Source organism: Bradyrhizobium sp. Kon58 (assembly GCF_055807455.1).
This window is the reverse complement of record NZ_JBVVOT010000006.1, coordinates 1-26,452: the sequence shown is the minus strand read 5'-3', so window position 1 is coordinate 26,452 and position 26,452 is coordinate 1. Positions and strand designations below refer to the sequence as shown.

The window sequence follows — 26,452 nt, the reverse complement described above, 5'->3', positions numbered from 1 at the left end:
GGCGGGGGAGACGGCGATATGGCGACCACACAGCTCTCGGCCGGCACTGGCGCGGCCAACCGTACCGGCTTGTATCTGGCCGTGCTGCAACTGGCGTTCACGCTTGGCTGGACCACCTACGTCATCTATCTGCCAAAGCTCGCGGCTGAAGTCGGCATCGCGCCATCGGCCGTCATCCTCATCCTGATGCTGGACCAGGCGATCTTCACCATTGCCGACACCGCGATGGGGATCGCCGCCGACAAGATCGCGCCCCATCTCGGCAGGCTTGGCCTGTTCGTCGGGCTCCTGGCCGCGATCTCCTGCGGCGCGTTCGTCGCGCTGCCCTTCGTCGCAGGACGCGGCGTGGCCGCGCAGGGGTGGTTCATTGCCCTGATCGTGGTCTGGTCGATCGCCTCGTCCGCACTGCGCGCGCCGCCGCTGACCCTGCTCGGCAAATACCGCGCCCGGCCGCAGGTGCCGTTCCTCGCCGCGCTCGCGATGCTCGGCTATGGCGTCGCCGGCGCAGTCTCGCCCTATCTCGGTGTGGTGATGCGCGAGCATGATGCGCGGCTGCCGTTCGTGATCTCCAGCGTCGTGCTGCTGCTCACGGCGTTGGGACTGTCTCGGATCGAACACGATGTTGTGCGGGACACGTCGCCGCCCCTGCCGGCCGAGGCGGCAAAGCCGCTCGGCATGACGTCCATTATTTTCATCGTCGCGATGGTCGCGCTGGCGCTCGGCTATCAGCTGCACTTCGCTCTGAACAGCGCGCCGTTCTATCTGCGCTTTGCCAAGCCGGATGAGCTGCAATGGCTGATGCCGGTGTTCTGGATCGGTTTCAACATTGCGATGTTTCCGGCAAGCCTCGTCGTCAAGCATCGTGGCGGCGTGATCGTGATGGGCGCGGCCGGACTGCTTGGAGCCGTCGCGATTGCTGCGGCCGAATTCGCCGGCAGCCTCAACACGCTGATCGTCGCGCAGTTTCTCGCCGGAGCGGCGTGGGGCTGCATGCTGATGAGCGCGATCTCGGCTGCGTTGGCCATCGGCTCGACCGGCGCGGAAGGAAAGGTGACCGGCCTCGTCTTCTCGGCGCTCGCACTCGGGACCTTCGCGCGAATGGCGGCGGTCGGCGGCGGCTTGCAGAAAATGCCTGACTACGCGCCGCTATTGCACTGGACCCCGGTCGCCTGCTGGGCGGTCGCAGGCGCGGGCTTGCTGGTTATCGCGGCAGCGCGGCTACAGGGCGGCGTTCACGTCAAGGCTTCGGCGGGTGAATGAACGCCCACGGGCTGACTTCTGAGTCGCGCGTCACTTCCACCGAGATCAGATACGGCCCGCCATGTGCCAGCGCCTTCTCCATCGCCGCCTTGAACTGATCCGGCGCGGTGACGCGCGCAGCCGCGACGCCAAAGGACTCCGCGAGCTTGACGAAATCCGGGTTGACCAGGTCCGACGCCACCACGCGGCCGTCAAAACGCTCGCGCTGGTCGCGGCGGACATTGCCGTAGGCGTTGTTGTTGAACACCAGCGTCACCACGGCGATGTTGAACTGCACGGCGGTGGCAAGCTCCTGCACGCCGAACATGAAGCCGCCGTCGCCGGTGATCGCCACCACCGGCTTGTCGGGGTTGGCGACCTTGGCGCCGAGCGCGGTCGGGAAGCCCGAGCCGAGCGTGCCCTGATAGCCTGACGTGATGAAGGTGCGCGGCTCGTAGATCGGAAAACCGTACCAGGAGGCGAAGCCGAACTGCGACAATTCATCGGTCACGATCGCGTTCGCCGGCAGCACTTCGCGCAGGATGTTGAGATAGGCCATCTGCGGCTGGATGCGCTGGATCTCGGCTTGCGCGCTCGCAGTGGCCTCGCGGATCTCTCCCCGCCGGCCGCTGGTCCTGGCATAGCCGGCCTTCTTCACGGCTGCGACGAGATCGGCCGTGCCGGCTTTGGCGTCGGCGACGATAGCGACATCGGAAGCGAGCCGGCGCATCTCGGCCGGATCGATATCGACACGAATGGATTTCAGCCCCTTCGGCTGATACGGCCAGCGGAAGCCCGACGCCGGCAGCTCGGCGCGCGTGCCGATTGCGATCATCAAATCGGTTGTCGGCCACAGCTTGTAAGCTGCCGCCATGGTCAGGCCGAGCTCATGTGCATTGGAGACGATGCCGCGGCCGCTGCGGAAGGCGACGACGGGCGCGTCGATCATCTCGGCCAGTTCGAGAATCTCCTCGCGCGCCTCGATTGCGCCGCTGCCGACGAAGATCATCGGCGCCTTGCTGTTCCTGATCAGCGCGGCCGCCTGCTTGATCATATCAGGGTCGGGCTGCGGCGCGGGCAAGGGCTCCAGCACCTTTGCGGCGGCCGTATCCGCGCGCTGGGTGAAGACGTCCCAGGGCATCTCGACCGAGGCGGGGCCGCGTCGTCCCGACGTCATCTCCTGGAAGGCGCGCGCGACGGTGGTCGGCGCGTTGCCGGGATATTCGATCCGATCCGCCCATTTCACATAGGTGCGCAAGGTCGCGAGCTGGTCCGGCATCTCGTGCAGATGGCCGCGGCCCTTGCCCAGAAACTGCGTCGGCACCTGACCGGTGACGCACAGCACCGGCTCGTTGCAGCCGAAGGCGGTGAGCAGTGCTGCGCTGGCGTTGAGCACGCCGGGGCCGGGTACCACGCTGAACACGCCGGGCCTGCCGCTGGAACGCGCGTAGCCGAACGCCATGTAGCCGCAGGCCTGCTCGTGCCGCGCGCCGATCACCTTGAGCTGAGCCTGGTGGAAGGCATCGAACAGGCCGTAGACCTGCGCGCCGGGCAGGCCGAACACGGTGTCGACGCCGTGGGCGACAAGGCCGCTTACGATCGCTTCGCCGCCGGTGAGGGTGGTCATGGCATTATTCCATTTCAATCGGTGTTCAGGCTTCGTCGACGACGCCGTTGCGTAAAGATCCGATGCCCTCGGCCGCGACTTCGATAACATCGCCGGGCTTCAGATAGCGCGGCGGATCGAACCGCGCACCGGCGCCGGTTGGTGTGCCCGTGACGATGACGTCGCCGGGAACGAGCGTTGCGAAGGTCGAGATATAGCTGATGAGATAGCGGAACGGGAACATCAATCGGCTGGTGCGGTCGTCCTGCCGCAGCTCGCCGTTGACATGTGTGGTGAGGCGGATGTCGGCGATCTGCGATTCCTGGGTGTAGGGCACCAGCCACGGGCCGAGACTGCCGCTGGAATCGAAGTTCTTGCCCTGCGTGACATTGAACTTGGCATGGCGCAGCCAGTCGCGCACCGAGCCTTCGTTGCAGAGCGTCAGCGCGGCGATGTGCTCAAGCGCAGAACTTTCCGGAATGTGCCGGCCTTGCTTGCCGATCACCAGCACGATCTCGCCCTCATAGTCGAGCTGCGCTGAGGCGCGCGGGCGCACCAGCGGCGTGTCGTGGCCGACGAAGGAGCGCGGTGAGCGCATGAACATGCTCGGATATTTCGGCGCGTCCTGACCGTCCTTGTACTCGGCATTGCGGTCGGGATAGTTGACGCCGATGCAGATGATCTTTTCCGGCGCGGGCACCGGCGGCAGCCAGATGATCTCACCGAGCGCGTGATCGGGCGTGCGGCCGGCGGCCTCCTCGGCGAGGCTCGCGAGCTTTCCCGCCGCGATCACCTCGCGCAGCGTCGGATAGTCTTTTGCGTGGCGCGCGGAGAGGTCGACAATGCCGCCGTCCACGACGGCGCCGTAGCTGATGGCACCCTTGACGGAATAGGTGGCGAGGCGAGGGAGGTTCATTGCTTAATCCGCCACCAGCACGTCGGCCACGAACTTCGGCTCACGCACGGCTTGCCCGGAGAACGGCGAGCCCTGCTCGAACCAGGAGCGCGGGGCAGGCGCGCCCCACAACGTCTGGCGGCGCGGATCGCGCAACGACCAGCGCAGCGGCTCGTGATCGTGATCGCCGGTGAAATAGTCGCTGGTGTAGAGCTCGAGCCGGTGTCCGTCGGGGTCGCGGACGTAGAGGAAAAACGCATTCGAGATGCCGTGGCGGCCGGGACCACGCTCGATGTTCTTGACGAAGCCTTGCGAGGCCATCACGTCGCAGAGATGGATGATGTTCATCGCCGTCGGCGTCCAGTAGGCGAAGTGGTGCAGCCGCGGGCCCTTGCCGTTGGTGATGGCGAAATCGTGGACATTGCCCTTGCGATGCATCCAGGCAGCGGCGATGCGCCCGTTCGGTCCGTCCTCCTCGGCGTATTCGGTGAGGCGAAAGCCGAGCCGGGCATAGAATTCGACGGTGTCCTGCACCTCGGCGGCGAACACGTTGAAATGGTCAAGCCGCTGCGGATGGCAGCCCCTGTAGAGGTCATAGCGGCGCAGCAGATGCGGCCGCCGGTCCATCGACGCATACAGCTCGATCTGGAAGCCGAAGGGATCGGCGAACTGCAGCGTGCGGCCCTGGAACGGCTGATCGACGAAGGCGTAGCCCAGGCCGTTCTCGGACAGGAACGCGGCAGCCTTGTCGAGATCCTTCTCGTTGCCGACCTTGAAGCCCAGGCGGTTGCAGGCAGGCGCCGCCGCCTTGCGCAACACCAGCGAGTGATGCTGATGCTCCTCTGCGGCGCGCAAATAGACGACCTTGTCGTCGGCGTCCTCGACATGCAGGCCGACAACGCTTTCATAGAACTCACGGCTGAGCTTCAGATCGGTCACGTCCAGCACGGCGTGGCTGGAGCGGATGATGTTGAACGGCGGCTCGAAGATATGTTGCGGTACGGGCATTGCGTTTCCCCTCTCCAGACCTGGTCATTCCCCGTTGGCGCTTCGCGCGCCGAGGAACCGCGAGCGTTAGATTCCCAGCTTCTGAATCTTGTGCGTGCCCCGCGCCAGCGAGACGTGCTTGGTTTCCATGTAGAAATCGAACGAGTAATCGCCGCCATCGCGGCCGATGCCTGATGCCTTCATGCCGCCGAACGGCGTCGGCAGATGGCGGACGTTTTCCGAGTTCAGCCAGATCATGCCGGCCTCCAGCGCATCCGCGACACGCAATGCGCGGCCAAGGTCGTTGGTCCAGACATAGCCGGTCAGGCCATAGCGAATGTCGTTGGCGATCTCGATCGCGTCTGCTTCGTCCTTGAAGGGCAGCACCGTGAGGAAAGGGCCGAACACCTCTTCCTGCGCCACGCGCATCTTGCCATGAGCGCCGGTCACCAGGGTCGGCTCGACATAATGGCCGCCGCCGGGGCCATCATAGGCCTTGCCGCCGACCGCGATCGTCGCGCCGTCCTGGCGGGCGACGTCGAAATAGGAGCACACCTTCGCCAGATGACGCTCGTGGATCAGCGGCCCGATCTCGGTGGCGGGATCGAGGGGATGGCCGACCTTCAGGGCTTTTACGCGCGCCGTGAGTTTCTCGATGAATTTCTCGGCGATGCCGGCCTGGATCAGCAGGCGGCTCGACGACGTGCAGCGCTCGCCGTTGAGCGAGTAGATCATGAACACGACCGCATCGAGTGCGCGGTCGAGATCGGCGTCGTCGAACACGATCACCGGGTTCTTGCCGCCGAGCTCGAAATGCACGCGCTTCAGCGTGGGCGCGCCCTGAATCATGATCGCCGAGCCGGTCGAGCTTTCGCCGACAAAGCCGATCGCCTTGATGGCGGGATGCTCGGTCAATGCCTTGCCGGCCTCTTCGCCAAAGCCGTGGACGGTGTTGAGCACGCCGTCAGGCACGCCGGCTTCCTTGACGAGCTTTGCAAGAATGGCCGCCGTGACCGGCGACCATTCCGCCGGCTTGTGCACGACGGTGCAGCCGGCAGCGAGGGCAGGGGCGATCTTCCAGGTCGAAAGCATGAACGGCGTATTCCACGGCGTGATCACGCCGACCGGGCCGATCGGCACGCGGGTCGAGACGTTCCAATGCTCGTCGCTCGGCGTGTTCTGGCCGTCGCGCGCCTCTCCGCATCTGTCGGCAAAGAAGCGGAAATTCTCTGCGGCGCGAATCGCGGCCTTGGCCATGAAGCGATAGGCCTGGCCGGTGTCGATGCATTCGAGCACCGCGATGTCCTCGGCATTGTCCTCGATGGCGTCGGCGACGCGATGCAGCAGCTTCTTCCGCATCGCTGGGCCCATGTCGCGCCAGGATTTGAAGGCCAGCGAAGCAGCGGTGGCGGCGCGATCGATATCCTCGGAATTGCCGCGGGCGACGCTTGCGAGTGTCGCGCCGTCGACCGGCGACTTGGTCTCGAAGGTCTCGCCTGAAATCGACGGCACGATCTTGCCGTCGATCATGTGGCCGATGCCGTCGGCCCGTAGCGTCTTCAGCAGCGGTACGATGCGGTCGCGATTGGCCTGGAAAACATCGGTTTTCGGCGTGGGCTTATCCATGGGCGGCCTCCACTTTCAGGGCGTCGTGGATGTTGTTGCGCTTCCAGCTCGTGTCCTTGTCGTTGATCTGCATGTCGAACGAGAGCGCGAATTTCGAGCTTGCGAAGACGGGATCGAGATGCCGGGAGAGCGCCTGGAAGACATGCTCGCCGGCCTGCTTGCGGGTTGGCAGATCGCGGCCTTCGCCGATGCGCAGCACCATGTCGAGAAAGCCGTAGTCTTGCCGCGCGTCCGCAATCGCATAATGCTCGCATCTGACGGCGCGAACGCGGATGCCGCCGAGCGGGAAGATGCCGGTCTCGACCGCCGCCTTGCGCACGACCTCGCACGCCGCGCCGATGTCGAGGCGGTCGTCGAGATTGGCTGAATATTCGATCGTGAAATGCGGCATCGCGGTTTCACTCCCTGTCTTCTTGTTCGTCTAGGCGAAGTAGCAGCTCACCGAGCCGTAGGCGCCATAATCGGCTTGAATTGTGTCGCCCTTGCGGGTCTCGATCGGACGGATGAAGGAGCCGGCGAGCACGATCTGCCCAGACTCGAGCGCAAGGCCGAGCGGCGCGATCTTGTTGGCGAGCCAGGCAACGGCCGTGGCGGGATGATTGAGCACGCCGGCGGCAAGGCCGGTCTCTTCGAGCTGGCCGTTCTTGAAACATAACGCACCGATCCAACGCAGATCGGCATCCAGCGGGCGGATCGGCCGTCCGCCGAGCACGATGCCCGCATTGGCCGCGTTATCGGCAATGGTATCGAAGATCTTTCGCGTCGCCTTGGTCCGGGGATCGACGCGCTCGATCCGCGTGTCCAGAATCTCCAGCGCCGGAACCACGAAGTCGGTGGCGTTGAGCACGTCGAACAGCGTGCAGTCGGGGCCCGCGAGGCGCTTGCTCATGACGAAGGCGAGCTCGGCTTCCACGCGCGTCGCTATGAAGCGCTCGGTCGGGACGAGGCCACCATCGGCAAAGAACATGTCGTCGAGCAACACGCCGGAATCCGGCTCGTTGATGCCGAGCGCGCTCTGCATCGCCTTCGAGGTCAGGCCGATCTTGTGTCCCCTGACGATGCGCCCCTCGGCGAGCTTGACGTCGACCCAGGCCTTCTGAATCGCGTAGGCGTCAGCGATGCTGATGTCGGGAAAGTCCTGCGAGAGCTGCCGGATCTGCGTACGGGTCTTTTCCGCCTGGTGCAGACGGTTCGCGCAAGCTCGGATATCGTCGTTGGAAAGCGCCATTTGTGATCTTACAAATCGGGGTGCGGGAAGATACTTAACATGTTAAGTGAATGCGTCAATCGCAAATTGGCTTGCTGCACTGCAAACGTTTCGCGGCTTGAAAGGGCGTCATGACGAAGAGACCGGCTGATCCTGCGAACGGAAGCGAGCCCGCCGTGCGGCAGGTGCCGATGCGCGACTTCTCGCGTTCGCTGCCGATGTCGTTGCTGCGGGCACGCGAAGCGGTGATGCGGCAATTCCGTCCCTCGTTGCGCGAGCATGGCCTGACCGAGCAGCAATGGCGCATTCTGCGCGCGCTCGCGGCGATCGACACGGTCGAGGTCACGGAACTGGCGCGCACCGCGTTCCTGCTCGGACCGAGCCTGTCGCGCATCCTGCGTGATCTGGAGGCGCGCAATTTGATCGAGCGCAAGACCGCGAAGGCGGACCAGCGCCGCAGCATGGTCTCGATCTCGGAAAAGGGCGTGAAGCTGATGGCCTCCGTGGCGCCGTCCTCCGAAGCGATCTATGCGGAGATCACGCGACGCTTTGGCGCACGCAAGCTCGTCGAGTTGCAGGAGATGCTCGGCGAGCTCGAACAAAGTCTCGCAGGGCTTGGCGCGGGCGAGGAAGCAAGTGCCGAGGAGTGAAAGCAGATATGCGCAAGCGCGTAGCGACGGCAATGGACATTGACGCGCTTTTTCGCTCAAGTGCCGCTCAAGCCGATCACTGCAAAATCGGCGCCGAGGTAGAGGCAAACAGACCCTCATGGTCACCATCCAGGTTCAGAAGCTGATCGACTTCGTCACCGAGGTCTTCGCGCATGCGCAGTCGTCGCCCGACGAAGCCCGGCGCATCGCCACTTATCTAACCACGGCGAATCTGACCGGCCATGACAGCCACGGCGTGATCCGCGTCCCCGTCTATATTCGCTGGCAGAAGTCCGGCGCGGTCGTGCCCAACCAGAACGCCGAATTGGTACTCGACACGCCTTCGCTCGCGGTGATCGACGGCAAGTTCGGCTACGGCCAGACCGTGACGCCGCAAGCGGTCCGGATCGGCATCGAGAAGTGCAGGAAGGCGGGACTTGCCGCAGTCGCGCTACGCAATGCGGGCCATATCGGCCGCGTCGGCGATTGGGCCGAGATGGCCGCCGCAGAAGGGCTGATCTCGGTGCATTTCGTCAATGCCGCGGGCTCGCTGCTGGTGGCGCCGTTCGGCGGCGTCGAGAAACGGCTCTCCACCGCGCCTTATTGCGTCGGCATTCCGCGCGAGGGCCAAGACCCGATCGTGCTGGACTTCGCAACCTCGGTCGTGGCCGAGGGCAAGGTGCTGGTCGCGAGCCGCGGCGGCAAGAAGCTGCCGAAGGGCGCGCTGGTCGATGCCGACGGCAGACTGAGCGAGGAGCCGGCCGTGCTTTACGGCCCCTACACGCCGGACGGGCCGCGCGACCACACCAAGGGAACGGGCGCGATCCGAGCGTTCGGCGAGCACAAGGGCTCGGGCCTTGCCTTCATGTGCGAGCTGCTCGGCGGGGCGTTGACCGGAACCGGGGCCACGTCCGGCGGTCGGCGCTTCGCCAACGGCATGCTGGCCTTCTACATCGATCCGAAAGTGGTCGATACCTCCCATGTCTTCGACGCAGAGGTGTCGCGCTATGCGGACTTCATCCGTGCCACCAAGCCGGTGGCCGGGGTCGATCAGGTGCTGATTCCCGGCGATCCCGAGCGGAAAACCAGGGCTGAGCGGACCCAGAACGGCGTCCCCTTGCCGGATGACACCTGGGCGGCAATAGTGAATACGGCCCGCGAGGTCGGCGTCAGCGAAGTGAGCATCCAGAGGGCGACCGCATAGGTCTTGCGTCATTGCGAGCGTAGCGCGGCGCGCCAGTTCGCGGTAACAGCGGGGCTGTGCTGTCGCGACGCTCGTCATGGTGACGAAGGTCCAAATAACGACGGCTTAAACAATAACGGTCCAAAACAAGAAGGAAGGCAACGTGGCGAACAAGGTCAAGGAAATCTGGAAGTCGGGCAAGGCCGTGGTCAACGCGTGGCTCGCGATTCCCTCCGGCTTCTCGGCCGAGATGATCGCGCAATGCGGCTTCGACAGCGTCACCGTCGACATGCAGCATGGGGTGCAGGATTATCTGTCGATGGTGCAGTGCTTCCAGGCAATGGACAAGCACCCGATCACGCCGATGGTCCGCGTGCCCTGGAACGAGCCCGGCATCATCGGCAAGGTGCTCGATGGCGGCGCCTATGGCGTGATCTGCCCGATGGTCAACACGCCGCAGGAAGCCAGGAACCTCGTCTCCTATGCCAAGTACCCGCCGAAGGGCGTGCGCTCCAACGGCCCGATCCGCGCCGGCATGTACGGCACCGCGGGCTCCTACCAGAAGACGGCCAACGACGACATCGTGCTGCTGCCGATGATGGAGACCAAGACCGCGGTCGAGAACATGGAAGCGATCTTCGACGTCGAAGGCATCGACGGCGTCTATATCGGCCCGTCCGACCTCGGCTTCTCTTACGGCCTCGAGCCGAAGCTCGATCGCACCGAGCCCGAAATCCTCGCGATCTACGAGAAGATCATCAAGGAGTGCGGCAAGCGCGGCCTCAACCCCGGCATCCATTGCAGCGGCGCCGAAGGTGCCGCGCGCGCCATCAACATGGGCTTCAAGCTGGTGACGCTCTCGAACGAGGTCGGTCTGATGACGACCTACGCCAAGATGCAGGTCAGCGCGACCCGGAAGGATGCGGGCGGCAAGGCCTGAGCTCTTCCCTTTTCCTTCTCCCCGTTCTTACGGGGAGAAGGGTAGGGTGAGGGGCTCTCTCAACACGATCTAATCTAACGATCGAGCGCGCCGCTTGCCCCTCACCCGGATCGCCCCGGACGATGCATCGCCGGGCGCGATCCGACCTCTCCCCGTAAGAACGGGGAGAGGTGAAGAAAAGAAGACCAAGGAGACCTCCCATGACCATCAGCCCCGTCATTCGCCTGCATCCCGATGATGGCGTGCTGATCGCGCGCGCGAGCTTGCCGCCGGGAACATTGGTGGCCGACGGCGTGACGACGGTCGAGCGCATTCCTTCCGGCCACAAGGTCGCGGTCAAGCCGATCGCATTGGGCGAGCCGGTGATCCGCTACGGCCAGATCATCGGCTTTGCGACGGTGCCGATCGCGCCGGGCCAGCACGTGCACGTGCAGAATTGCGGCATGGGCGATTTCGCCAAGGACTATGCCTATTGCGCCGACGTCAAGCCGACGCCGAATTTCGATCTGCCGGCGAGTTTCGAAGGCATCCGCCGCCCGGACGGCCGCGTCGCCACGCGCAACTATATCGGCATCCTCACCTCGGTGAATTGTAGCGCGCATGTCGCAAGCCTCGTCGCCGACGTCTTCAAGAAGAATCCGTTCACCGGCGACAATCCGCTGGCCGACTTCCCCAATGTCGATGGCGTGGTTGCGCTGACCCACAAGACCGGCTGCGGCATGACGCAGAACGAGCCCCTGGCTCTGCTCCGCCGCACGCTCGGTGGCTATGCGCGGCACGTGAACTTCTCCCACGTCATCGTGCTCGGCCTCGGCTGCGAGGTGAACCAGATCGGCGGCCTGATGGAAGAGCAGAAGCTCGCCGGCCGCCTGCGCGCGATGGACATCCAGGAGGTCGGCGGCACCCGCAAGACGGTGGAAGCCGGCATCGCCTTCGTGCGCGAGGCACTCGCGGAGTCCAACAAGGTCAAGCGCGAGTCCGTACCGGTCAGCGAATTGACCGTGGCGCTGCAATGCGGCGGTTCGGATGGCTATTCCGGTGTCTCCGCCAATCCGGCGCTGGGCGCGGCCAGCGATCTCATCGTGCGTCACGGCGGCACCGTGATCCTGTCGGAGACGCCGGAGACTTATGGCGCCGAGCATCTGCTCACGCGCCGCGCCGTCAGCCGCGAGGTCGGCGAGAAGCTGGTCGATCTCATGCGCTGGTGGGACGAATACACGACGCGCGAAGGCGCCGAGATGAACGCCAATCCGAGCCCGGGCAACAAGGCCGGCGGTCTCACTACCATTTTGGAGAAGTCGCTCGGCGCGATGGCGAAGGCCGGCACCACCAACCTCGTCGAGGTGCTGCGCTACGCCGAACCCATCACCAAGAAGGGTTTCGTGTTCATGGACACGCCTGGCTACGATCCCGTCGCCGCGACCGGACAGGTCGCCGGCGGCGCCAATCTGGTCTGCTTCACCACGGGCCGCGGCAGCGTGTTCGGCTGCAAGCCGGCGCCCTCGATCAAGCTCGCCACCAACACGCCCATGTACAAGCGCATGGAAGAGGACATGGACGTCAATTGCGGCACCATTCTCGAAGGCGAGGAGAGCGTCCAGCAGTGCGGCCAGCGCATTTTCGATCTCATCCTCAAGACCGCGTCCGGACAGCCGACCAAGAGCGAGAGTTTTGATTTCGGCGGCGCCGAGTTCGCGCCCTGGGTGCTGGGCGCGACGATGTAATCCCCTCGTTGCGCGTCGGCGGTAACCCTGCACGGCAAGCGACGCTCCTAAGTAATGATACGGAGCCGTCACGTGATCACGGGGGTTCCCGCGGTCACACCTGATTAACATCTTCTGCCGTAATCCCTTGGGAGGATGCGAGCTCCACTCATGTGGGGCATTCGCCCTTCGTGAGGATTCGTCGACGATGACGCGTGCGATACGGCCGACCGGCGTGGAACATCTCCTCGGTGAGGAGGAGCTGATCGTGTCGAAGACCGATCTCAAGGGCCGCATCACCTACGCCAACGATGTCTTCATCCGCATGGCGAAGTACTCCTGGGAGGAGCTGATGGGTGCGCCCCACAGCCTGATCCGCCACCCCGAGATGCCACGCTCCGTCTTCAAGCTGTTGTGGGACACGCTTCAATCCAGGCAGGAGATCTTCGCCTACGTCGTCAACCTCGCGAAGGACGGCAGTCATTACTGGGTGTTCGCCCACGTCACGCCGACATTCGACGAGCGTGGCAATATCGTCGGCTATCACTCCAACCGTCGCAAGCCCGATCCCGCGCAGCTCGAGCGTATCAAGCCGATCTACAAGACGCTGTGCGCGGAAGAGGCGCGGCATGCCAATGCCAAGGACGGCATGCATGCGAGCTTCGAGGCGATGGTCGGGCTGCTCAAGCAACGGGGTGTCGGTTACGATGAATTTGTGCTCTCTCTCTAAGGCGCAGGGAGCGACCGCGCTCGCATCCGTTCTTGCCGTCGTTGCGTTCGTGCTCTCGCTGACTGGGGCGACCGGAATTTCCGGCACGGCGTTGTTGGGCGTCACGGTCGTGCTGCTCGGATATGCCGTCTGGTGCCAGCACCGCACGGCGGTGGCCGTCGACGAGGTGGCAGACGTGTGCCGCGACGCCGCACGTGGCGACCTCGAGGCGCGCATCCTCAGCATCCGCCAGGCCGGACGGATCGGCGCCATTCAGAAGTCGGTCAACGACATGCTCGACATCACCGATGCCTATTTGCGGGAAGCCTCGGCGTCGATGGACTATGCGAGCCGCGGCAAATATTTCCGCAAGATTCTCGCGCGCGGATTACCTGGCTCGTTCCGCCGTTCAGCCACCGTCATCAATTCCGGCACCGACAGCCTCGGCCGTCGCGTGGTCGAGATCGCGGACCTGGCAAAGCAGTTCGGCACGCATCTGGACCAGGTCGCCGGCACTCTGATGGGCGCGGCGACCGATCTCGAATCCGACGCCGGCCAGATGGCGGCGGCGGCCGAGAAGACCAGCCGGCAGACCTCCGGCGTGCTCAGTGCGTCCGACCAGGCCTCGCGCAACGTCGCCACCGTCGCCAGCGCCGCGGAGCAGCTCGCATCATCGATCGCCGAGATCAGCCGCCAGGTGGCGGGCTCGAGCACGAGCACGGGGCGGGCGGTGAACGAAGCCAATCGTGCCGGCAGCGAGATCCGCACGCTCGCGGACGCGGCGATGCGGATCGGCGACGTGGTCAAGCTGATCAGCGCGATTGCCGAGCAGACCAATCTCTTGGCGCTCAACGCCACCATCGAGGCCGCGCGGGCAGGCGAGGCCGGTCGCGGCTTCGCCGTGGTCGCATCCGAGGTCAAGAGCCTCGCCAACCAGACCGCGAAGGCGACCGAGGAGATCAGCGCCAAGGTCGGCGAGATGCAGCAATCGACCACCAATTCGGTCGCTGCCGTCGAGGCGATCGCGCAGACCATCACCGAGATCAACGCCATCACCGCCTCGATCGCGACCTCGATCGAGCAGCAGGGACTCGCCACCCGGGAGATCGCCCGCAACGTTCAGGAAGCCTCGGCCGGCACCTCGCAAATGTCCTCCAACGTCACCGGCATCAGCGAAGCCGCCGCCGACACCGGCCGTGTGGCGAGCCGCGTCAATAGCGCCTCCGAACGCGTCCATGGGGAGGTCGAGACGCTCCGGCGCGAGGTGACGCAATTCCTGCAACGGCTGACGTCAGCGGCGTAGGACATCGCGGAGAGGACGCGCATTCTTCCCCTCTCCCCTTGTGGGAGAGGGTGGCTCGCCGCGTTTGCGGCGAGACGGGTGAGGGGTCTCTCTCCGCGCGCACCTCTCACGCTGGAATTCGCGGAGACATACCCCTCGTCCGGCGCTTCGCGCCACCTTCTCCCGCAAGGGGAGAGGGAAGAAAGCGACCGCCCGCACCTTGCGTAGGCACCCTTTGCCCGTTGTTAGTGCTTGATCGAGGTCACCAGCGGTGTTCTGCTCAAAAAAGCTGCTGGAGTACCGCACCCCGTGTCGATCTACGTCGCATTACACCACGTCACGCACTACAAATACGACCGCCCGATCGATCTCGGCCCGCAGACCATCCGTCTGCGGCCGGCGCCGCATACCCGCACGCCGATCCTGAGCTATTCGCTCAAGGTCACGCCGGCCAATCATTTCGTGAACTGGCAGCAGGATCCGCTGGGCAATTGGATCGCCCGTTACGTCTTCCCGGAGAAGACGACCGAGCTCAAGATCGAGGTCGATTTCACGGCGCAGATGACCACGGTCAATCCGTTCGACTTCTTCGTCGAGCCCTATGCCGACAGCTTTCCGTTCGAATATACGCAAGATCTCAAGACGGAGCTCGCGCCTTATCTCGAGACCGTCAAGCCCGATCGGCTGTTCGCGAAATATCTCGACACGATCCCGCACGAAGCCCCGAACACCGTCAACTTCCTGGTCGATCTCAACAGGGAGCTGCAGAAAAGGATCGGCTACGTCATCCGCATGGAAGCGGGCGTGCAGACGCCGGAGGAGACGCTCTCCTCCGCGGCCGGCTCGTGCCGCGACTCCGCCTGGCTCCTGATCCAGACCTTCCGGCACCTCGGTCTCGCCGCCCGTTTCGTCTCCGGCTATCTGATCCAGGTCCGTCCCGACATCGATCCGATCGAGGGGCCGCCGGAGGTCGAGAACGATTTCACCGATCTCCACGCATGGGCCGAGGTCTATCTGCCGGGCGCGGGCTGGATCGGCTTCGACGCGACCTCGGGCATGCTGGCGGGCGAGGGTCACATCCCTGTCGCGGCGACGCCGCACTACCGTTCGGCCGCGCCGATCTCCGGCGGTGCCGGCTTTGCCGAGGTCGAATTCGCCTTCGACATGAGCGTCAAGCGCATTCGCGAGGCGCCGCGCATCACAAAGCCGTTCTCCGACGAATCCTGGATACGGCTCAACGATCTCGGCGAACAGGTCGACGGCGATCTTGCGGCGCAGGACGTGCGTCTGACCATGGGCGGCGAGCCGACCTTCGTCTCCGTCGATGATCTCGAAGGCGCCGAGTGGAACACGGACGCCGTCGGTCCGACCAAGCGCGGGCTCGCCGACGATCTGATCCGCCGCCTGCGCGCGCGTTTCGGACCCGGGGGCCTGCTGCACTTCGGTCAGGGCAAATGGTATCCGGGCGAAAGCCTGCCGCGCTGGGCCTTTGGCCTGTACTGGCGCAAGGACGGCGTGCCGATCTGGAAGAATGCCGACCTCATCGCCAGCATCGAAAATCCGCGGCCGGCGCAGGCCAAGGACGTCCAGGCGTTCGTGGAGGGCACGGCGCTGCGGCTCGGGCTCGATCCTGGCTACATCATGCCGGCCTATGAGGACACCGCGTACTGGCTGCAGAAGGAATCGGAGCTTCCCGTCAACGTCGATCCGTCCGATTCCAAATTGTCCGATCCGGAGGCCCGCGCGCGGATGGCGCGGGTGTTCGAGCAGGGGCTCAACAACCCTCGCGGCTTCGTGCTGCCGGTGCAGCGCTGGAATGCGGCGCCGCGCTGGCGCAGCGAGCGCTGGCAGCTCCGGCGCAGTCATCTGTTCCTGATGCCGGGGGATTCGCCGCTCGGCTTGCGCCTGCCGCTGGACTCGCTGGGCTATGTCGCGCCCGATCAATATCCCTACATCGTCGAGCGGGATCCGATGGAGGCCCGCGGCAAGCTGCCGGTGTTCAGCCTTCCGGCGCGTCCGGAATCCTCGGAGCGGCTCGAGCCCGAAGAGCTCAACACCTCCGTGCCGGTCCGCACCGCGATGTCGGTCGAAGTCCGCGACGGCGTGCTCTGTGCCTTCATGCCTCCGGTCGAGCAGATCGAGGATTATCTCGAGATGATCGCGGCGCTCGAAGCCACGGCCGAGGAGATGCAGCTCCAGGTCCATGTCGAGGGTTATCCGCCGCCGTTCGATCCGCGTGTCGACGTCATCAAGGTGACGCCCGATCCCGGCGTGATCGAAGTCAACGTCCAGCCGGCAAAGAACTGGCGCGAGGCGGTCGACATCACCGTCGGGCTCTATGAGGATGCCGGCAAGACACGCCTCGGCGCCAACCGCTTCCTGGTCGACGGCCGCCACACCGGCACCGGCGGCGGCAATCACGTCGTGGTCGGCGGCTCGAGCCCGGAGGACTCGCCGTTCCTGCGCCGGCCCGATCTGTTGAAGAGCCTGGTGCTGCACTGGCAGCGGCATCCGGCGCTATCCTATTTCTTCTCCGGCCTGTTCATCGGCCCGACCAGCCAGGCACCGCGCATCGACGAAGCCCGTCACGACAGCATTTACGAGCTCGAGGTCGCGCTCACGCACGTGCCGCCGCCGGGCGTTCAGGCGCCGCTGTGGCTGGTGGATCGCTTGTTCCGGCATCTCCTCGTCGACATCACCGGCAACACCCATCGCGCCGAGATCTGCATCGACAAGCTCTATTCACCGGACGGCACGACCGGCCGCCTCGGCCTGGTCGAATTCCGCGCGCTCGAAATGCCGCCGGATCCCCGCATGTCGCTGGCGCAGCAGCTGCTGATCCGCGCGCTGATCGCAAAATTCTGGCGCGAGCCGCAACAAGGCAAGTTCGTGCGCTGGGGCACCGCGCTGCATGATCGCTTCATGCTGCCGCACTTCATCTGGGAGGATTTCCTCGAAGTGCTCACCGAGTTGAAGCAGTCCGGCTATCCGTTCGAGCCTGAATGGTATCTGGCCCAGCTCGAATTCCGCTTCCCCGCTTTCGGCCGCATCCATCATGGCGGCGTGACGCTGGAGCTGCGGCAGGCGCTGGAGCCCTGGCACGTGCTCGGCGAGGAGGGCTCGGCCGGCGGTACCGTGCGCTATGTCGACTCGTCGGTCGAGCGGCTCCAGGTCAAGGCGGAAGGCTTCGTCGAGGGCCGCCATATCATCACCTGCAACGGCCGCCGCCTGCCGATGACCGCCACCGGCCGCTCCGGCGAAGCCGTGGCCGGGGTCCGCTTCAAGGCCTGGCAGCCGGCCTCCGGCCTGCACCCGACCATTCCCGTTCACGCGCCCCTGACATTCGATCTCATTGACACCTGGAACGGCCGCTCGCTCGGCGGCTGCGTCTATCACGTCGCCCATCCCGGCGGCCGCAGCTACGACACCAAGCCGGTCAACACCTACGAGGCCGAGGCGCGGCGGCTGGCGCGCTTCCAGGACCACGGCCATACGCCGGGCCCGATGCAGCCGCCGCCCGAGGAACGCACAAATGAGTTTCCGCTGACCCTCGACTTGCGGTCCCCGCTCCTGCAATGAGTATGATGCGGGGGCAGGGAGAGGCGCATGGCCGAGGGCGCAGCCGAAGAGGACGACAAGGCGGGTAAGGCGCAAGGTCAACGCCAAGGTCAGCGCGAAGGCCAGCGCCGTTTCGCGCAATGGGTCCGCGACTACAGGCGCCTGCCCGGCATCCCCGACGAGTTTCTCGGCCCGGACGGCAAGCCCCGCGCGGTGTGGAGCCGCTTCTTCGATGCCTTCGGCGCGCTTGCGCCCGATGAGGTCGAGCGGCGGTTCGGCATGGCCGACCGTCATCTCCGCGAGGCCGGCGTCACCTATCGCGCGCCCGGCGAGAGCGCCGACCGGCCCTGGTCGATCAGCCATCTGCCGCTGCTGGTCGACGAAGCCGACTGGAAGCAGCTGTCCGACGGCATCACCCAGCGCGCCGAGCTGCTCGAGCTCGTGCTGCGCGACATCTATGGCGAGGGCCGCCTCGTCGCCGAAGGCGCGCTGCCGGCGGCCGCGATCGCGGGCAGCCCCGAATATCTCCGCCCCGTCTGCGGCGTGCCGCCGCCGGGCGGGCGCTATCTCTCGCTTTATGCCGCCGATGTCGGCCGCGGGCCCGACGGCCGCTGGTGGGTGCTCGGCGACCGCACGCAGGCGCCGTCGGGCGCGGGCTACGCGCTGGAGAACCGCCTGGTGCTCTCGCGCGCCTTCTCCGATCTCTACAAGTCGATGAACGTGCCGCGCGTCGCGCCGTTCTTCGAGGCCTTTCGCGACAGTCTTCGGGCGCGCGCCGACCGCGACGAGCCGCGGATCGGCGTGCTCACGCCGGGCAGCTTCAGCGAGACCTATTTCGAGCACGCGACGCTGGCGCGCTATCTCGGCTTCCTGCTGGTCGAGGGCGACGATCTCGCGGTCAGCGACAACCATATCCACATCCGCACGGTTGCGGGCCTCAAGCGCCTCGACGTGCTGCTGCGCCGCGTCGATTCCAATTCGCTCGACCCGCTCGAGCTCGAAGCCTCCTCGCGGCTCGGCGTCCCCGGCCTGATCGACGTTCTGCGCAAGGACGGCGTCGTCGTCGCCAACATGCCGGGCTCGGGTGTGCTGGAGGCGCGCGCGATGCTCGGCTTCCTGCCGGCGCTCAGCCGCCGCCTGCTCGGCGAAGAGCTGAAGATGCCGCACATCGCGACCTGGTGGTGCGGTCAGCGCTCGGCGCGCGACGAGGTGTTGTCGCGGCTCGACGAGGTCGCGATCGAAGGCGCCTATCGGCGCGGCGTTCCCGGTTTCGACAGCAACGGTCCGGTGCTCGCGAGTGAGCTCGATGCCGCCGGCCGCCGGCGCTTGAGCGACGCCATCGCTGCGCGCGGCATGGACTATGTCGGCCAGGAGGTGGTGCGGCTCTCGACCATGCCGGTGTGGGAGCAGGGGCAGATCACGCCGCGTCCCTTCGTGCTGCGCGTGTTCGCAGCCGCGACGCCGGACGGCTGGGCCATCATGCCCGGCGGCTTCTGCCGGATCGCCGAGCAGCCGGATGCGCGCGCGGTGTCGATGGGCGACGGCGCGCGCTCCGCCGACGTCTGGGTGGTCTCGGACAAGCAGGTCTCGACCGCGACGCTGCTGCCTGCGGTCGACAAGGTGCGCATCCGCCGTATCGCCGGCGTGCTGCCGAGCCGCGCCGCCGACAATCTGTTCTGGCTCGGCCGCTATCTCGAACGCGCCGAGGCGACGCTGCGGCTGGTGCGGGCGCTGGGCTCGCCGAGTGGGCCCAACAAGGGCACCGCGGCCTCGCTGCAATCGGCGGAGCGTATCCAGCGCCTGCTGGTGACCTGGGGCGCGATCTCGCAGACCTCGCGCGCGGCGCCCGGCCGCATCGTTGCCGAGGCGCTGCAGAGCCCGGAGCGTTTCGGCTCGGCACTGTCGCTGGTTCGCGCGGCCCAGCGCACGGCGACCTCCTTGCGCGAGCGGCTGTCGCCCGATGCCTGGCAAGTCATCACCGAAATGGTCGAGCGGCTGGCCGTCGAGGTCGAGGACGACGACAGCGTGCTGAGCGCTGCCGAGCTGACCTTGCAGGAGCTCGCGAGCTTTGCCGGCCTTGCGCATGAGAACATGAACCGCGCCGCCGGCTGGCGCTTCCTCGATATCGGCCGCCGCACCGAGCGCGCCATCAACACCACGCGTTTTGCCCGGCAGTTTGCCTATGACGAGGCCGGCGACGAGGATCTCGATATTCTGCTGACGCTGGTGGATTGCCAGATCACCTACCGCTCGCGTTATCTGCTGGCGCCGATCCTGGCGCCGGTGCGCGACCTCGCCGTGCTCGACAGCTACAATCCGCGTTCGGTGGCGTTCCAGGTGACGGCGCTGAACGAGCATATCGCCGCGCTGCCGAGCCTGAAGGAGCACGGCCTCATCGAGAAGCCGCAGCGGCTTGCGGTCGCGCTGCAGGCGATGCTCGCGACCGCGGAGGCCGAGAGGATCGAGGTCAAGACGCTGTTCGCCCTGGAGCAGGATCTGCTCAGCCTCGCCGAGGCGGTCGGGCAGCACTACTTCCCGCACGGCCCCAATGCCAGCCGGCCGGAAAAGTTGACGGGGCTGGCGTGATCTACGATATCCGTCACGTCACCACCTACGAATACGAGAGCCCGGTCAGCTTCGCCCGCTGCACGCTGCGGCTGGAGCCGAGGAGCGGCCATGGCCAGGAGCTGATCTCGCACAAGGTCGAGATTCGTCCGCGCCCCGCGGAGCGTAGCGTCCGGCGCGATTTCTTCGGCACCTTGACCGAGAGTGTCGTGATCGAGGCCGCGCATCGCACTCTGCGCATCGATTCCCGCTCTCGCGTGAAGGTGTCGCGCCAGCCGCCGGCGCGTGACGCTGACAGCCCGGGCTGGGAGAGCATTCGCGACATCGCCTTCGAGGCGACGAGCCTCGGGCCGTCCTCGCCGGTCGGCTATGTCTTTGCGAGTCCGCTGGTGCCGGTGCTGGGACCGGTCAGCGCCTATGCGGCGGAAAGCTTCGCGCCCGGCGCGGGGATCCTCGCCGGGGCGGTCGATCTGATGCATCGCATCCGCACCGAATTTCGCTACGACCCCAAGGCGACGGTGATCTCGACGCCGCTCAACGAGGTCTTCGTCAAGCGCCATGGCGTCTGTCAGGATTTTGCCCATGTGATGATTGCGGGCTTGCGCGGGCTGGGACTGCCCGCGGCCTATGTCAGCGGATATTTGCGCACCATTCCGCCGGCGGGCCAGCCGCGCCTGCAGGGCGCCGATGCCACCCATGCCTGGGTGTCGCTGTGGTGCGGGGGGGAGCTTGGCTGGGTCGATTTCGATCCGACCAACGATCTTATGGTCGCTGGCGACCATATCGTGCTCGCGGTCGGCCGCGACTTTTCCGACGTTTCGCCGGTCGACGGCATCATCGTCGGCTCGCCGAAGCAGAAGCTCGACGTCGCCGTCGACGTGCTGCTGGTGGAATGATTGCCGTTTTGCCGTCCCGGCGACGCCCAGCCCGGGTGTGTCGGGCCGGCACCGCAACCGCGATATCGCGGGGCACAAACCGCAACATATTTCCGTATTTTCGTTCCCGGGTTTGGCCAGTCGGCCCAAGATGGGCTAAGCTGGCCTTTGCGTCGAGGACATGAATGAGACGTCGGGAGTTGGCGTGGAACACCACCGACAAGCGGGGCTGCATCCATGATCACGTTACCGAAACTGGCGGCGGAGACCCTGGAGAAATTGCTGGGCTCGTTCATGCGTCGTCGGTTCGACGAGTCCTACGCCAGAGTGCTGGAAGGCTCGGCCCGCACGGCGATGGAATGCATCGGCAACAGCGACGCACTCTATCACAACATCGAGCATACGATGTTGGTGACGCTGGCCGCTCAGGCGATCCTGATGGGACGTAATCTCCACACGCATCTTGCGGCTGAGGACTACATCAACGTCCTGATCGCCTGCCTCGCGCATGACATCGGCTATGTCCGCGGTCTGTTTCCGGAGGATGACGAAGACGGCTTCATCATCGATGATTCCGGCACCAAGGTGGCGCTGCCGCGTGGCGCTTCGGATGCCAGTCTGATGATGTATCACGTCGATCGCTCGAAGCTGTTTGTGCGGCGGCGGCTGCCGCAGATCCGGGGCGTAGACAGTGAGCGCGTCGCCCGCGCCATCGAGGGAACCCGCTTCCCGGCCCGCGAAGGGCAGGAATACGACGACGACGCCTCGATCCTGCGCGCCGCCGATTTCATCGGCCAGCTCGGCGACCCCAACTATCTGCGCAAGGCCAACGCGCTCTATTACGAATTCGAGGAAGTCGGTATGAATCGCCAACTCGGCTACGATTCGCCGGCCGACATCGTGAACCGCTATCCGCAGTTCTATTGGAATAGCGTCGCACCGCACATCCAGACCGAGATCGGCTACCTCAACAAGACCGAGATCGGTCGGCAGTGGATCGCCAACCTCTACAGCAACGTGTTCCGCGCCGAGCGTGACATCACGTTGTCCGGGCCGCAAAAATAGCTTTCCTCGTAATGCAACAAAAAACGGTCGCTACCGATATCCTCGACATCGCCTATCGCGAATACGGCGCGCCGGACGGTTGGCCCTGCATCATGGGCCACGGCTTTCCCTACGACGTGAACGCCTATGCCGAGACCGCGCCGATCATTGCGCAAGCGGGCGCGCGCGTGCTGGTGCCCTGGCTGCGCGGCTACGGGCCGACGCGGTTTCGCTCCGCTGCGACGTTGCGGTCCGGCGAGCAGGCGGCGCTTGGCGCCGATCTGCTGGCCTTCATGGATGCGCTTGGAATATCGCGCGCGGTCGTCGGCGGTTACGACTGGGGCGGGCGCGCGGCCTGCGTGGTCTCGGTGCTGCATCCGGAACGCGTGATCGGCCTCGTCTCGGGCAATTCCTACAACATCCAGAACATCGCGCGTTCGATGGAGCCGGCTTCGCCACCGGAGGAGGCGGCGCTCTGGTATCAATATCTCTTCCACAACGAGCGCGGCCGCCGCGCGCTGGAGCGCAACCGGCGCGGTTTTGCGCGCCAGCTCTGGTCGATGTGGTCGCCGAGATGGGCCTTCGACTGCGCGACATTCGAGACCAGCGCAATCTCGTTCGACAATCCTGATTTCGTCGATGTCGTGATCCACTCCTACCGACATCGTTACGCGCTGGTCGCGGGCGATCCCGCCTATGCCGCGATCGAGGCGAAGCTCGCCGCGCAGCTGCCGGTTCGGGTGCCGACCATCGCAATCGACGGCGACAGCGACGGCGTCAATTCCGGCACCGCGCACCATGCACGCAAATTCGAGGGCTTTTTCGAGCGGCGCGTCTTTGCAGGGGCCGGCCACAATTTGCCGCAGGAGCGGCCGGCCGAATGGGCGCAAGCCGTGCTCGACGTGCGGAAAGCGGCCTCATAGAGCCGGGTTTCCCGTCCCACAGCCTTGCCGCTCTCGCAGCTTCCAATTTTTCCTGATCCCGGGAACCTTTTCCAATCGCAGCCGTCCAAGCTGTGGGCCGCCTTCTGTATGCGGTTCGTTGCAGGGGAGGTTCTCGATGAAGACGCAAACGCGCAGGCTGGAACGTGTCGCGGTCGCGCAGGCGCCGACCGAGCGGCCCGAGAGGGCGGAGGTCGAGCAGGCGATCCGGACCATGATCCGCTGGGCCGGCGACGATCCCGCGCGCGACGGTCTGCGCGACACGCCGGACCGGGTCGCGCGCGCCTTCGAGGAGTATTTCTCCGGCTATGCCCAGGATCCGACCGAAATCCTGCAAAAGACCTTTGAGGAGATCGAAGGCTATGACGAGATGATCGTCCTGCGCGGCGTTCGCTTCGAAAGCCATTGCGAGCACCACATGGCACCGATCGTCGGCCGCGCCTGGGTCGCTTATATCCCGCAAGGGCGCGTCGTCGGCATCTCCAAGCTCGCGCGTCTCGTCGACATCTACGCCAAGCGGCTTCAGATCCAGGAGAAGATGACCGCGCAGATCGCCAACACGATCAACGATGTGCTGAGGCCCGAAGGTGTCGGGGTCATCATCAAGGCAACGCATCACTGCATGACCACGCGCGGCGCGCACAAGCCCGGGACCGATCTCGTCACCAGCCGCATGCTCGGCGTGTTCCGCGACAATGCGCTGACACGCCAGGAGCTGCTGGGGCTGGCCAATTCGGACGATTGATCCGCGACGGCTCAAGGAGGCAACGCCATGACCGAAGACAAGAAGCCAAGCGGGCCCGACTTGAGCCGAGGCGTGACGCTCGCCGAATTCAAGGACGGCAAATTGCTCGGCCATGTCGGCGAGGAAGACGTCCTGCTGATGCAGGCCGGCAGCGAGATCTTTGCGATCGAGCCGGCCTGCAGCCATTATCACGGTCCGCTCGCTGAAGGACTGGTGGTGGGCGACACCATCCGCTGCCCCTGGCATCACGCCTGTTTCTCCTTGCGATCAGGCGAGGCGACCCGTCCGCCAGCGCTGAATGCGCTGGCGGTGTGGGAGGTCTCGCGTGATCAGGACAAGATCGTCGTTCAGCGCAAGCGCGAGGTGCCGAAGCCTCCGGCGCCTCACCGGACAGCGCCAACGCCGGAGAAATTCGTCATCATCGGCGGTGGCGCGGCGGGTTTCGCGGCGGCGCAGACGCTCCGTCGCGAGGGCTTTGCGGGCGCCATCACCATGCTCAGCAATGACAGCGCGATGCCGGTGGACCGGCCCAATCTCTCCAAGGACTATCTCGCGGGCAACGCGCCGGAGGATTGGCTGCCGTTGCGGGGCGAGGACTATTATCGGGACGCCGGCATCGATCTCAGGCTCAACACGAATGTCGCCGCGATCGAGGCGAAGACGCGCAGCGTGACGCTGGGCAACGGCGACAGGCTGCCGTTCGACGGGCTGCTGCTCGCGACCGGCGCCGAGCCGGTCAGATTGCAGATTCCGGGTGCCGACCAGCCTCATGTCCACACGCTGCGCTCCGTCGCCGACAGCCGCGCCATCATCAAGGCGGCCGGCAGCGCCAAGCGTGCGCTGGTGATCGGCGCCAGCTTCATCGGCCTCGAAGTTGCGGCCTCCTTGCGGGCACGCAAGATCAAGGTCCACGTGGTCGCGCCGGACGAACGGCCGATGCAGAAGGTGCTCGGTCCCGAGATGGGCGACCTCGTGCGCGCGCTGCATGAGGAGAACGGCGTCAACTTCCATCTCGAGGACACGGTGGAAAAGCTGGACGGCACGCGCGCCACGTTGAAGAGCGGCGGCGTGATCGAGGCCGAATTGGTCGTGGTCGGCATCGGCGTCAAGCCGCGCCTTGCGCTCGCCGAGCAGGCGGGGCTTGCGGCCGACCGGGGCGTCAGCGTGAGCGAATATCTGGAGACCAGCATAGCCGGCATCTTCGCGGCCGGTGACATCGCGCGCTGGCCCGATCCGCATTCCCGGCAAACCATCCGCGTCGAGCACTGGGTGGTGGCGGAGCGGCAGGGCCAGACCGCGGCGCGCAACATGCTCGGCAAGCGCGAGCGTTTCGAGGCCGTGCCGTTCTTCTGGTCGCAGCACTATGACGTGCCGATCAACTATGTCGGCCACGCCGAGAGTTTTGACGACATCGCGATCGACGGCAGCGTTTCCGGCAAGGACTGCCTGCTGAAGTATCGCAAGGGCAGCCGCGTCGTTGCGATTGCTTCAATTTATAGGGATCTCGACAACCTCAAGGCCGAGCTCGAGATGGAGCGGACGCGCGGCTGAGGCGCCGCATCCGAACTTGATTGGCGTCAATGGTGCTGCCCGCGACGGCCACTGTGCACCAGTTGATCAGCAACTCGACGCAAGACCGCCTTGTGGAACTCCGCTGATCTGACGTGCTGGCAAAAAGCAGCACGCCGCGCCTTCCGACGTGCGGGGCGATCATCACCGGGGAGAAACCATGAAAGCCGCTTTGGTCCTGGCTGCAGCGCTGGCTGCCTGCCTGTCCACGCCTGTCTCCGCGCAAAAATCCTATGGTCCCGGCGTCAGCGACACCGAGATCAAGATCGGCAACACCATGCCCTATAGCGGCCCCGCTTCGCCGCTCGGCATCACCGGCAGGGTGATCTCGGCCTATTTCGACGAGGTCAACGAGAAGGGCGGGATCAACGGCCGCAAGCTCAATCTCCTGTCGCTCGACGATGCCTTTTCGCCGCCGAAGACCATGGAAGCGGCGCGGCGGCTGGTCGAGGGCGACGGCGTCGCCTTCATCTTCGCGACCATGGGCACCGCGCCGAGCTCGGCGATCGCGAAATATCTCAACAGCAACAAGGTGCCGCAGCTGTTTCTGATCAGCTCGGCCTCGAAGTGGAACGACCCGGCCAACATGCCCTGGTCGATGGCGCTGCCGTGGGCACCGAACTACACCAGCGAGGCCGCCATCGACGTCGCCTATGCCCGCGCCAAGAACCCGAATGCGCGCTTCGCGGTGCTCTATCAGAACGACGACGCCGGCAAGGAATATCTGCGCGGCGTCAAGGAGGCACTTGGCGCCGACGCCGACAAGGCGATCGCGATGGCGTCGAGCTTCGAGGTCGCCGACCCCACCGTCGATTCCCAGGTGCTGACGCTCGCCAACACCAAGGCCGACGTCTTCATGATCTATTCGGTGACGCCGCGCGCCTGCGCCCAGGCGATCCGGAAGGCGCATGAGGTCGGCTGGCAGGCGACGCGCTTCCTCGCCTCGGGCTGCGCCAACAAGGCCACCGTGATGGTGCCGGCCGGCCTCGATGCCGGCAAGGGCGTGCTCTCGCTCGGCTCGCTCAAGCCGTTCGTCGAGGCGCCGAAGGACGATCCGGCGATGACGGCCTATATCGACTTCATGAAGAAGCGCCTGCCCAATGCCGACGTCAACAACGTCGCGGGTCT

21 protein-coding genes are annotated in these 26,452 nt (G+C 65.5%); 15 read left to right on the top strand and 6 right to left on the bottom strand.

Features of this window, described 5'->3' with window-relative positions:
- The first annotated feature begins 18 nt into the window (after positions 1-18).
- Entirely contained in the window at positions 19-1,260 is a 1,242-nt protein-coding gene (locus AC0L20_RS13065) for an MFS transporter (RefSeq protein ID WP_473288853.1), read from the top strand.
- Here AC0L20_RS13065 and AC0L20_RS13060 read toward each other — a convergent pair.
- The 6 genes from AC0L20_RS13060 to hpaH all read right to left on the bottom strand — a co-directional run bounded on the left by AC0L20_RS13060 (position 1,238) and on the right by hpaH (position 7,581).
- Complete coding sequence (locus tag AC0L20_RS13060; RefSeq protein WP_473288852.1) at positions 1,238-2,866, bottom strand: thiamine pyrophosphate-dependent enzyme; 1,629 nt, start codon at positions 2,864-2,866, stop codon at positions 1,238-1,240. The genes AC0L20_RS13065 and AC0L20_RS13060 overlap by 23 nt on opposite strands.
- A gap of 25 nt (positions 2,867-2,891) precedes the next feature.
- Positions 2,892-3,761 (bottom strand): fumarylacetoacetate hydrolase family protein, encoded by an 870-nt coding sequence (locus tag AC0L20_RS13055; protein WP_473288851.1) that lies wholly within the window; start codon positions 3,759-3,761, stop codon positions 2,892-2,894.
- Positions 3,762-3,764: 3 nt separating this feature from the next.
- A complete protein-coding gene (gene hpaD, locus AC0L20_RS13050; RefSeq protein WP_473288850.1) occupies positions 3,765-4,748 on the bottom strand; it encodes a 3,4-dihydroxyphenylacetate 2,3-dioxygenase in 984 nt (327 codons plus the stop codon).
- A 66-nt stretch (positions 4,749-4,814) separates the two neighbouring features.
- Positions 4,815-6,353 (bottom strand): 5-carboxymethyl-2-hydroxymuconate semialdehyde dehydrogenase, encoded by a 1,539-nt coding sequence (gene hpaE, locus AC0L20_RS13045; protein WP_473288849.1) that lies wholly within the window; start codon positions 6,351-6,353, stop codon positions 4,815-4,817.
- On the bottom strand, positions 6,346-6,744 hold the full coding sequence (locus AC0L20_RS13040; protein WP_473288848.1) for a 5-carboxymethyl-2-hydroxymuconate isomerase: 399 nt from the start codon (positions 6,742-6,744) through the stop codon (positions 6,346-6,348). The genes hpaE and AC0L20_RS13040 overlap by 8 nt, the downstream gene beginning before the upstream one ends.
- Before the next feature lie 30 nt (positions 6,745-6,774).
- Positions 6,775-7,581, bottom strand: coding sequence for a 2-oxo-hept-4-ene-1,7-dioate hydratase (hpaH, locus tag AC0L20_RS13035; protein WP_473288847.1), 807 nt, complete (start codon positions 7,579-7,581; stop codon positions 6,775-6,777).
- Positions 7,582-7,691: 110 nt separating this feature from the next.
- Between hpaH and hpaR the strand changes: the two genes are divergently transcribed.
- The 14 genes from hpaR to AC0L20_RS12965 form a co-directional block, all read left to right on the top strand.
- Positions 7,692-8,210 (top strand): homoprotocatechuate degradation operon regulator HpaR, encoded by a 519-nt coding sequence (gene hpaR, locus AC0L20_RS13030; RefSeq protein ID WP_473288846.1) that lies wholly within the window; start codon positions 7,692-7,694, stop codon positions 8,208-8,210.
- A 118-nt stretch (positions 8,211-8,328) separates the two neighbouring features.
- A complete protein-coding gene (locus AC0L20_RS13025; RefSeq protein ID WP_247359937.1) occupies positions 8,329-9,414 on the top strand; it encodes a malate/lactate/ureidoglycolate dehydrogenase in 1,086 nt (361 codons plus the stop codon).
- A 142-nt stretch (positions 9,415-9,556) separates the two neighbouring features.
- A complete protein-coding gene (locus AC0L20_RS13020; protein ID WP_473288845.1) occupies positions 9,557-10,333 on the top strand; it encodes an HpcH/HpaI aldolase family protein in 777 nt (258 codons plus the stop codon).
- Between the two features lie 200 nt (positions 10,334-10,533).
- Positions 10,534-12,057: a UxaA family hydrolase gene (locus tag AC0L20_RS13015; RefSeq protein ID WP_473288844.1), complete on the top strand. Its 1,524-nt coding sequence runs from the start codon at positions 10,534-10,536 to the stop codon at positions 12,055-12,057.
- A gap of 187 nt (positions 12,058-12,244) precedes the next feature.
- Positions 12,245-12,766 (top strand): PAS domain-containing protein, encoded by a 522-nt coding sequence (locus AC0L20_RS13010; protein WP_473288843.1) that lies wholly within the window; start codon positions 12,245-12,247, stop codon positions 12,764-12,766.
- Positions 12,744-14,048: a methyl-accepting chemotaxis protein gene (locus AC0L20_RS13005; protein WP_473288842.1), complete on the top strand. Its 1,305-nt coding sequence runs from the start codon at positions 12,744-12,746 to the stop codon at positions 14,046-14,048. The genes AC0L20_RS13010 and AC0L20_RS13005 overlap by 23 nt, the downstream gene beginning before the upstream one ends.
- A gap of 288 nt (positions 14,049-14,336) precedes the next feature.
- Positions 14,337-17,606, top strand: coding sequence for a transglutaminase family protein (locus tag AC0L20_RS13000; RefSeq protein WP_473288841.1), 3,270 nt, complete (start codon positions 14,337-14,339; stop codon positions 17,604-17,606).
- Positions 17,607-17,633: 27 nt separating this feature from the next.
- Positions 17,634-20,171, top strand: a complete 2,538-nt coding sequence (locus AC0L20_RS12995) for a circularly permuted type 2 ATP-grasp protein (RefSeq protein ID WP_473288840.1) — start codon at positions 17,634-17,636, stop codon at positions 20,169-20,171.
- Positions 20,168-21,046 carry a transglutaminase family protein gene (locus AC0L20_RS12990; RefSeq protein WP_473288839.1) on the top strand — a complete coding sequence of 293 codons (879 nt, stop codon included), beginning with the start codon at positions 20,168-20,170 and terminating at the stop codon, positions 21,044-21,046. The genes AC0L20_RS12995 and AC0L20_RS12990 overlap by 4 nt, the downstream gene beginning before the upstream one ends.
- 216 nt (positions 21,047-21,262) lie before the next feature.
- Positions 21,263-22,090: a metal-dependent phosphohydrolase gene (locus AC0L20_RS12985; RefSeq protein WP_473288838.1), complete on the top strand. Its 828-nt coding sequence runs from the start codon at positions 21,263-21,265 to the stop codon at positions 22,088-22,090.
- An 11-nt stretch (positions 22,091-22,101) separates the two neighbouring features.
- The gene (locus tag AC0L20_RS12980) at positions 22,102-22,992 is read left to right on the top strand and encodes an alpha/beta fold hydrolase (protein WP_473288837.1); all 891 of its coding nucleotides are present in this window, start codon (positions 22,102-22,104) and stop codon (positions 22,990-22,992) included.
- A 136-nt stretch (positions 22,993-23,128) separates the two neighbouring features.
- Positions 23,129-23,755: a GTP cyclohydrolase I FolE gene (gene folE / locus AC0L20_RS12975; protein ID WP_007608055.1), complete on the top strand. Its 627-nt coding sequence runs from the start codon at positions 23,129-23,131 to the stop codon at positions 23,753-23,755.
- Between the two features lie 27 nt (positions 23,756-23,782).
- Complete coding sequence (locus AC0L20_RS12970) at positions 23,783-25,306, top strand: FAD-dependent oxidoreductase (RefSeq protein ID WP_473288836.1); 1,524 nt, start codon at positions 23,783-23,785, stop codon at positions 25,304-25,306.
- A gap of 178 nt (positions 25,307-25,484) precedes the next feature.
- The coding region (locus tag AC0L20_RS12965) for an ABC transporter substrate-binding protein (protein ID WP_473288835.1) at positions 25,485-26,452 on the top strand (968 nt) is incomplete at its 3' end.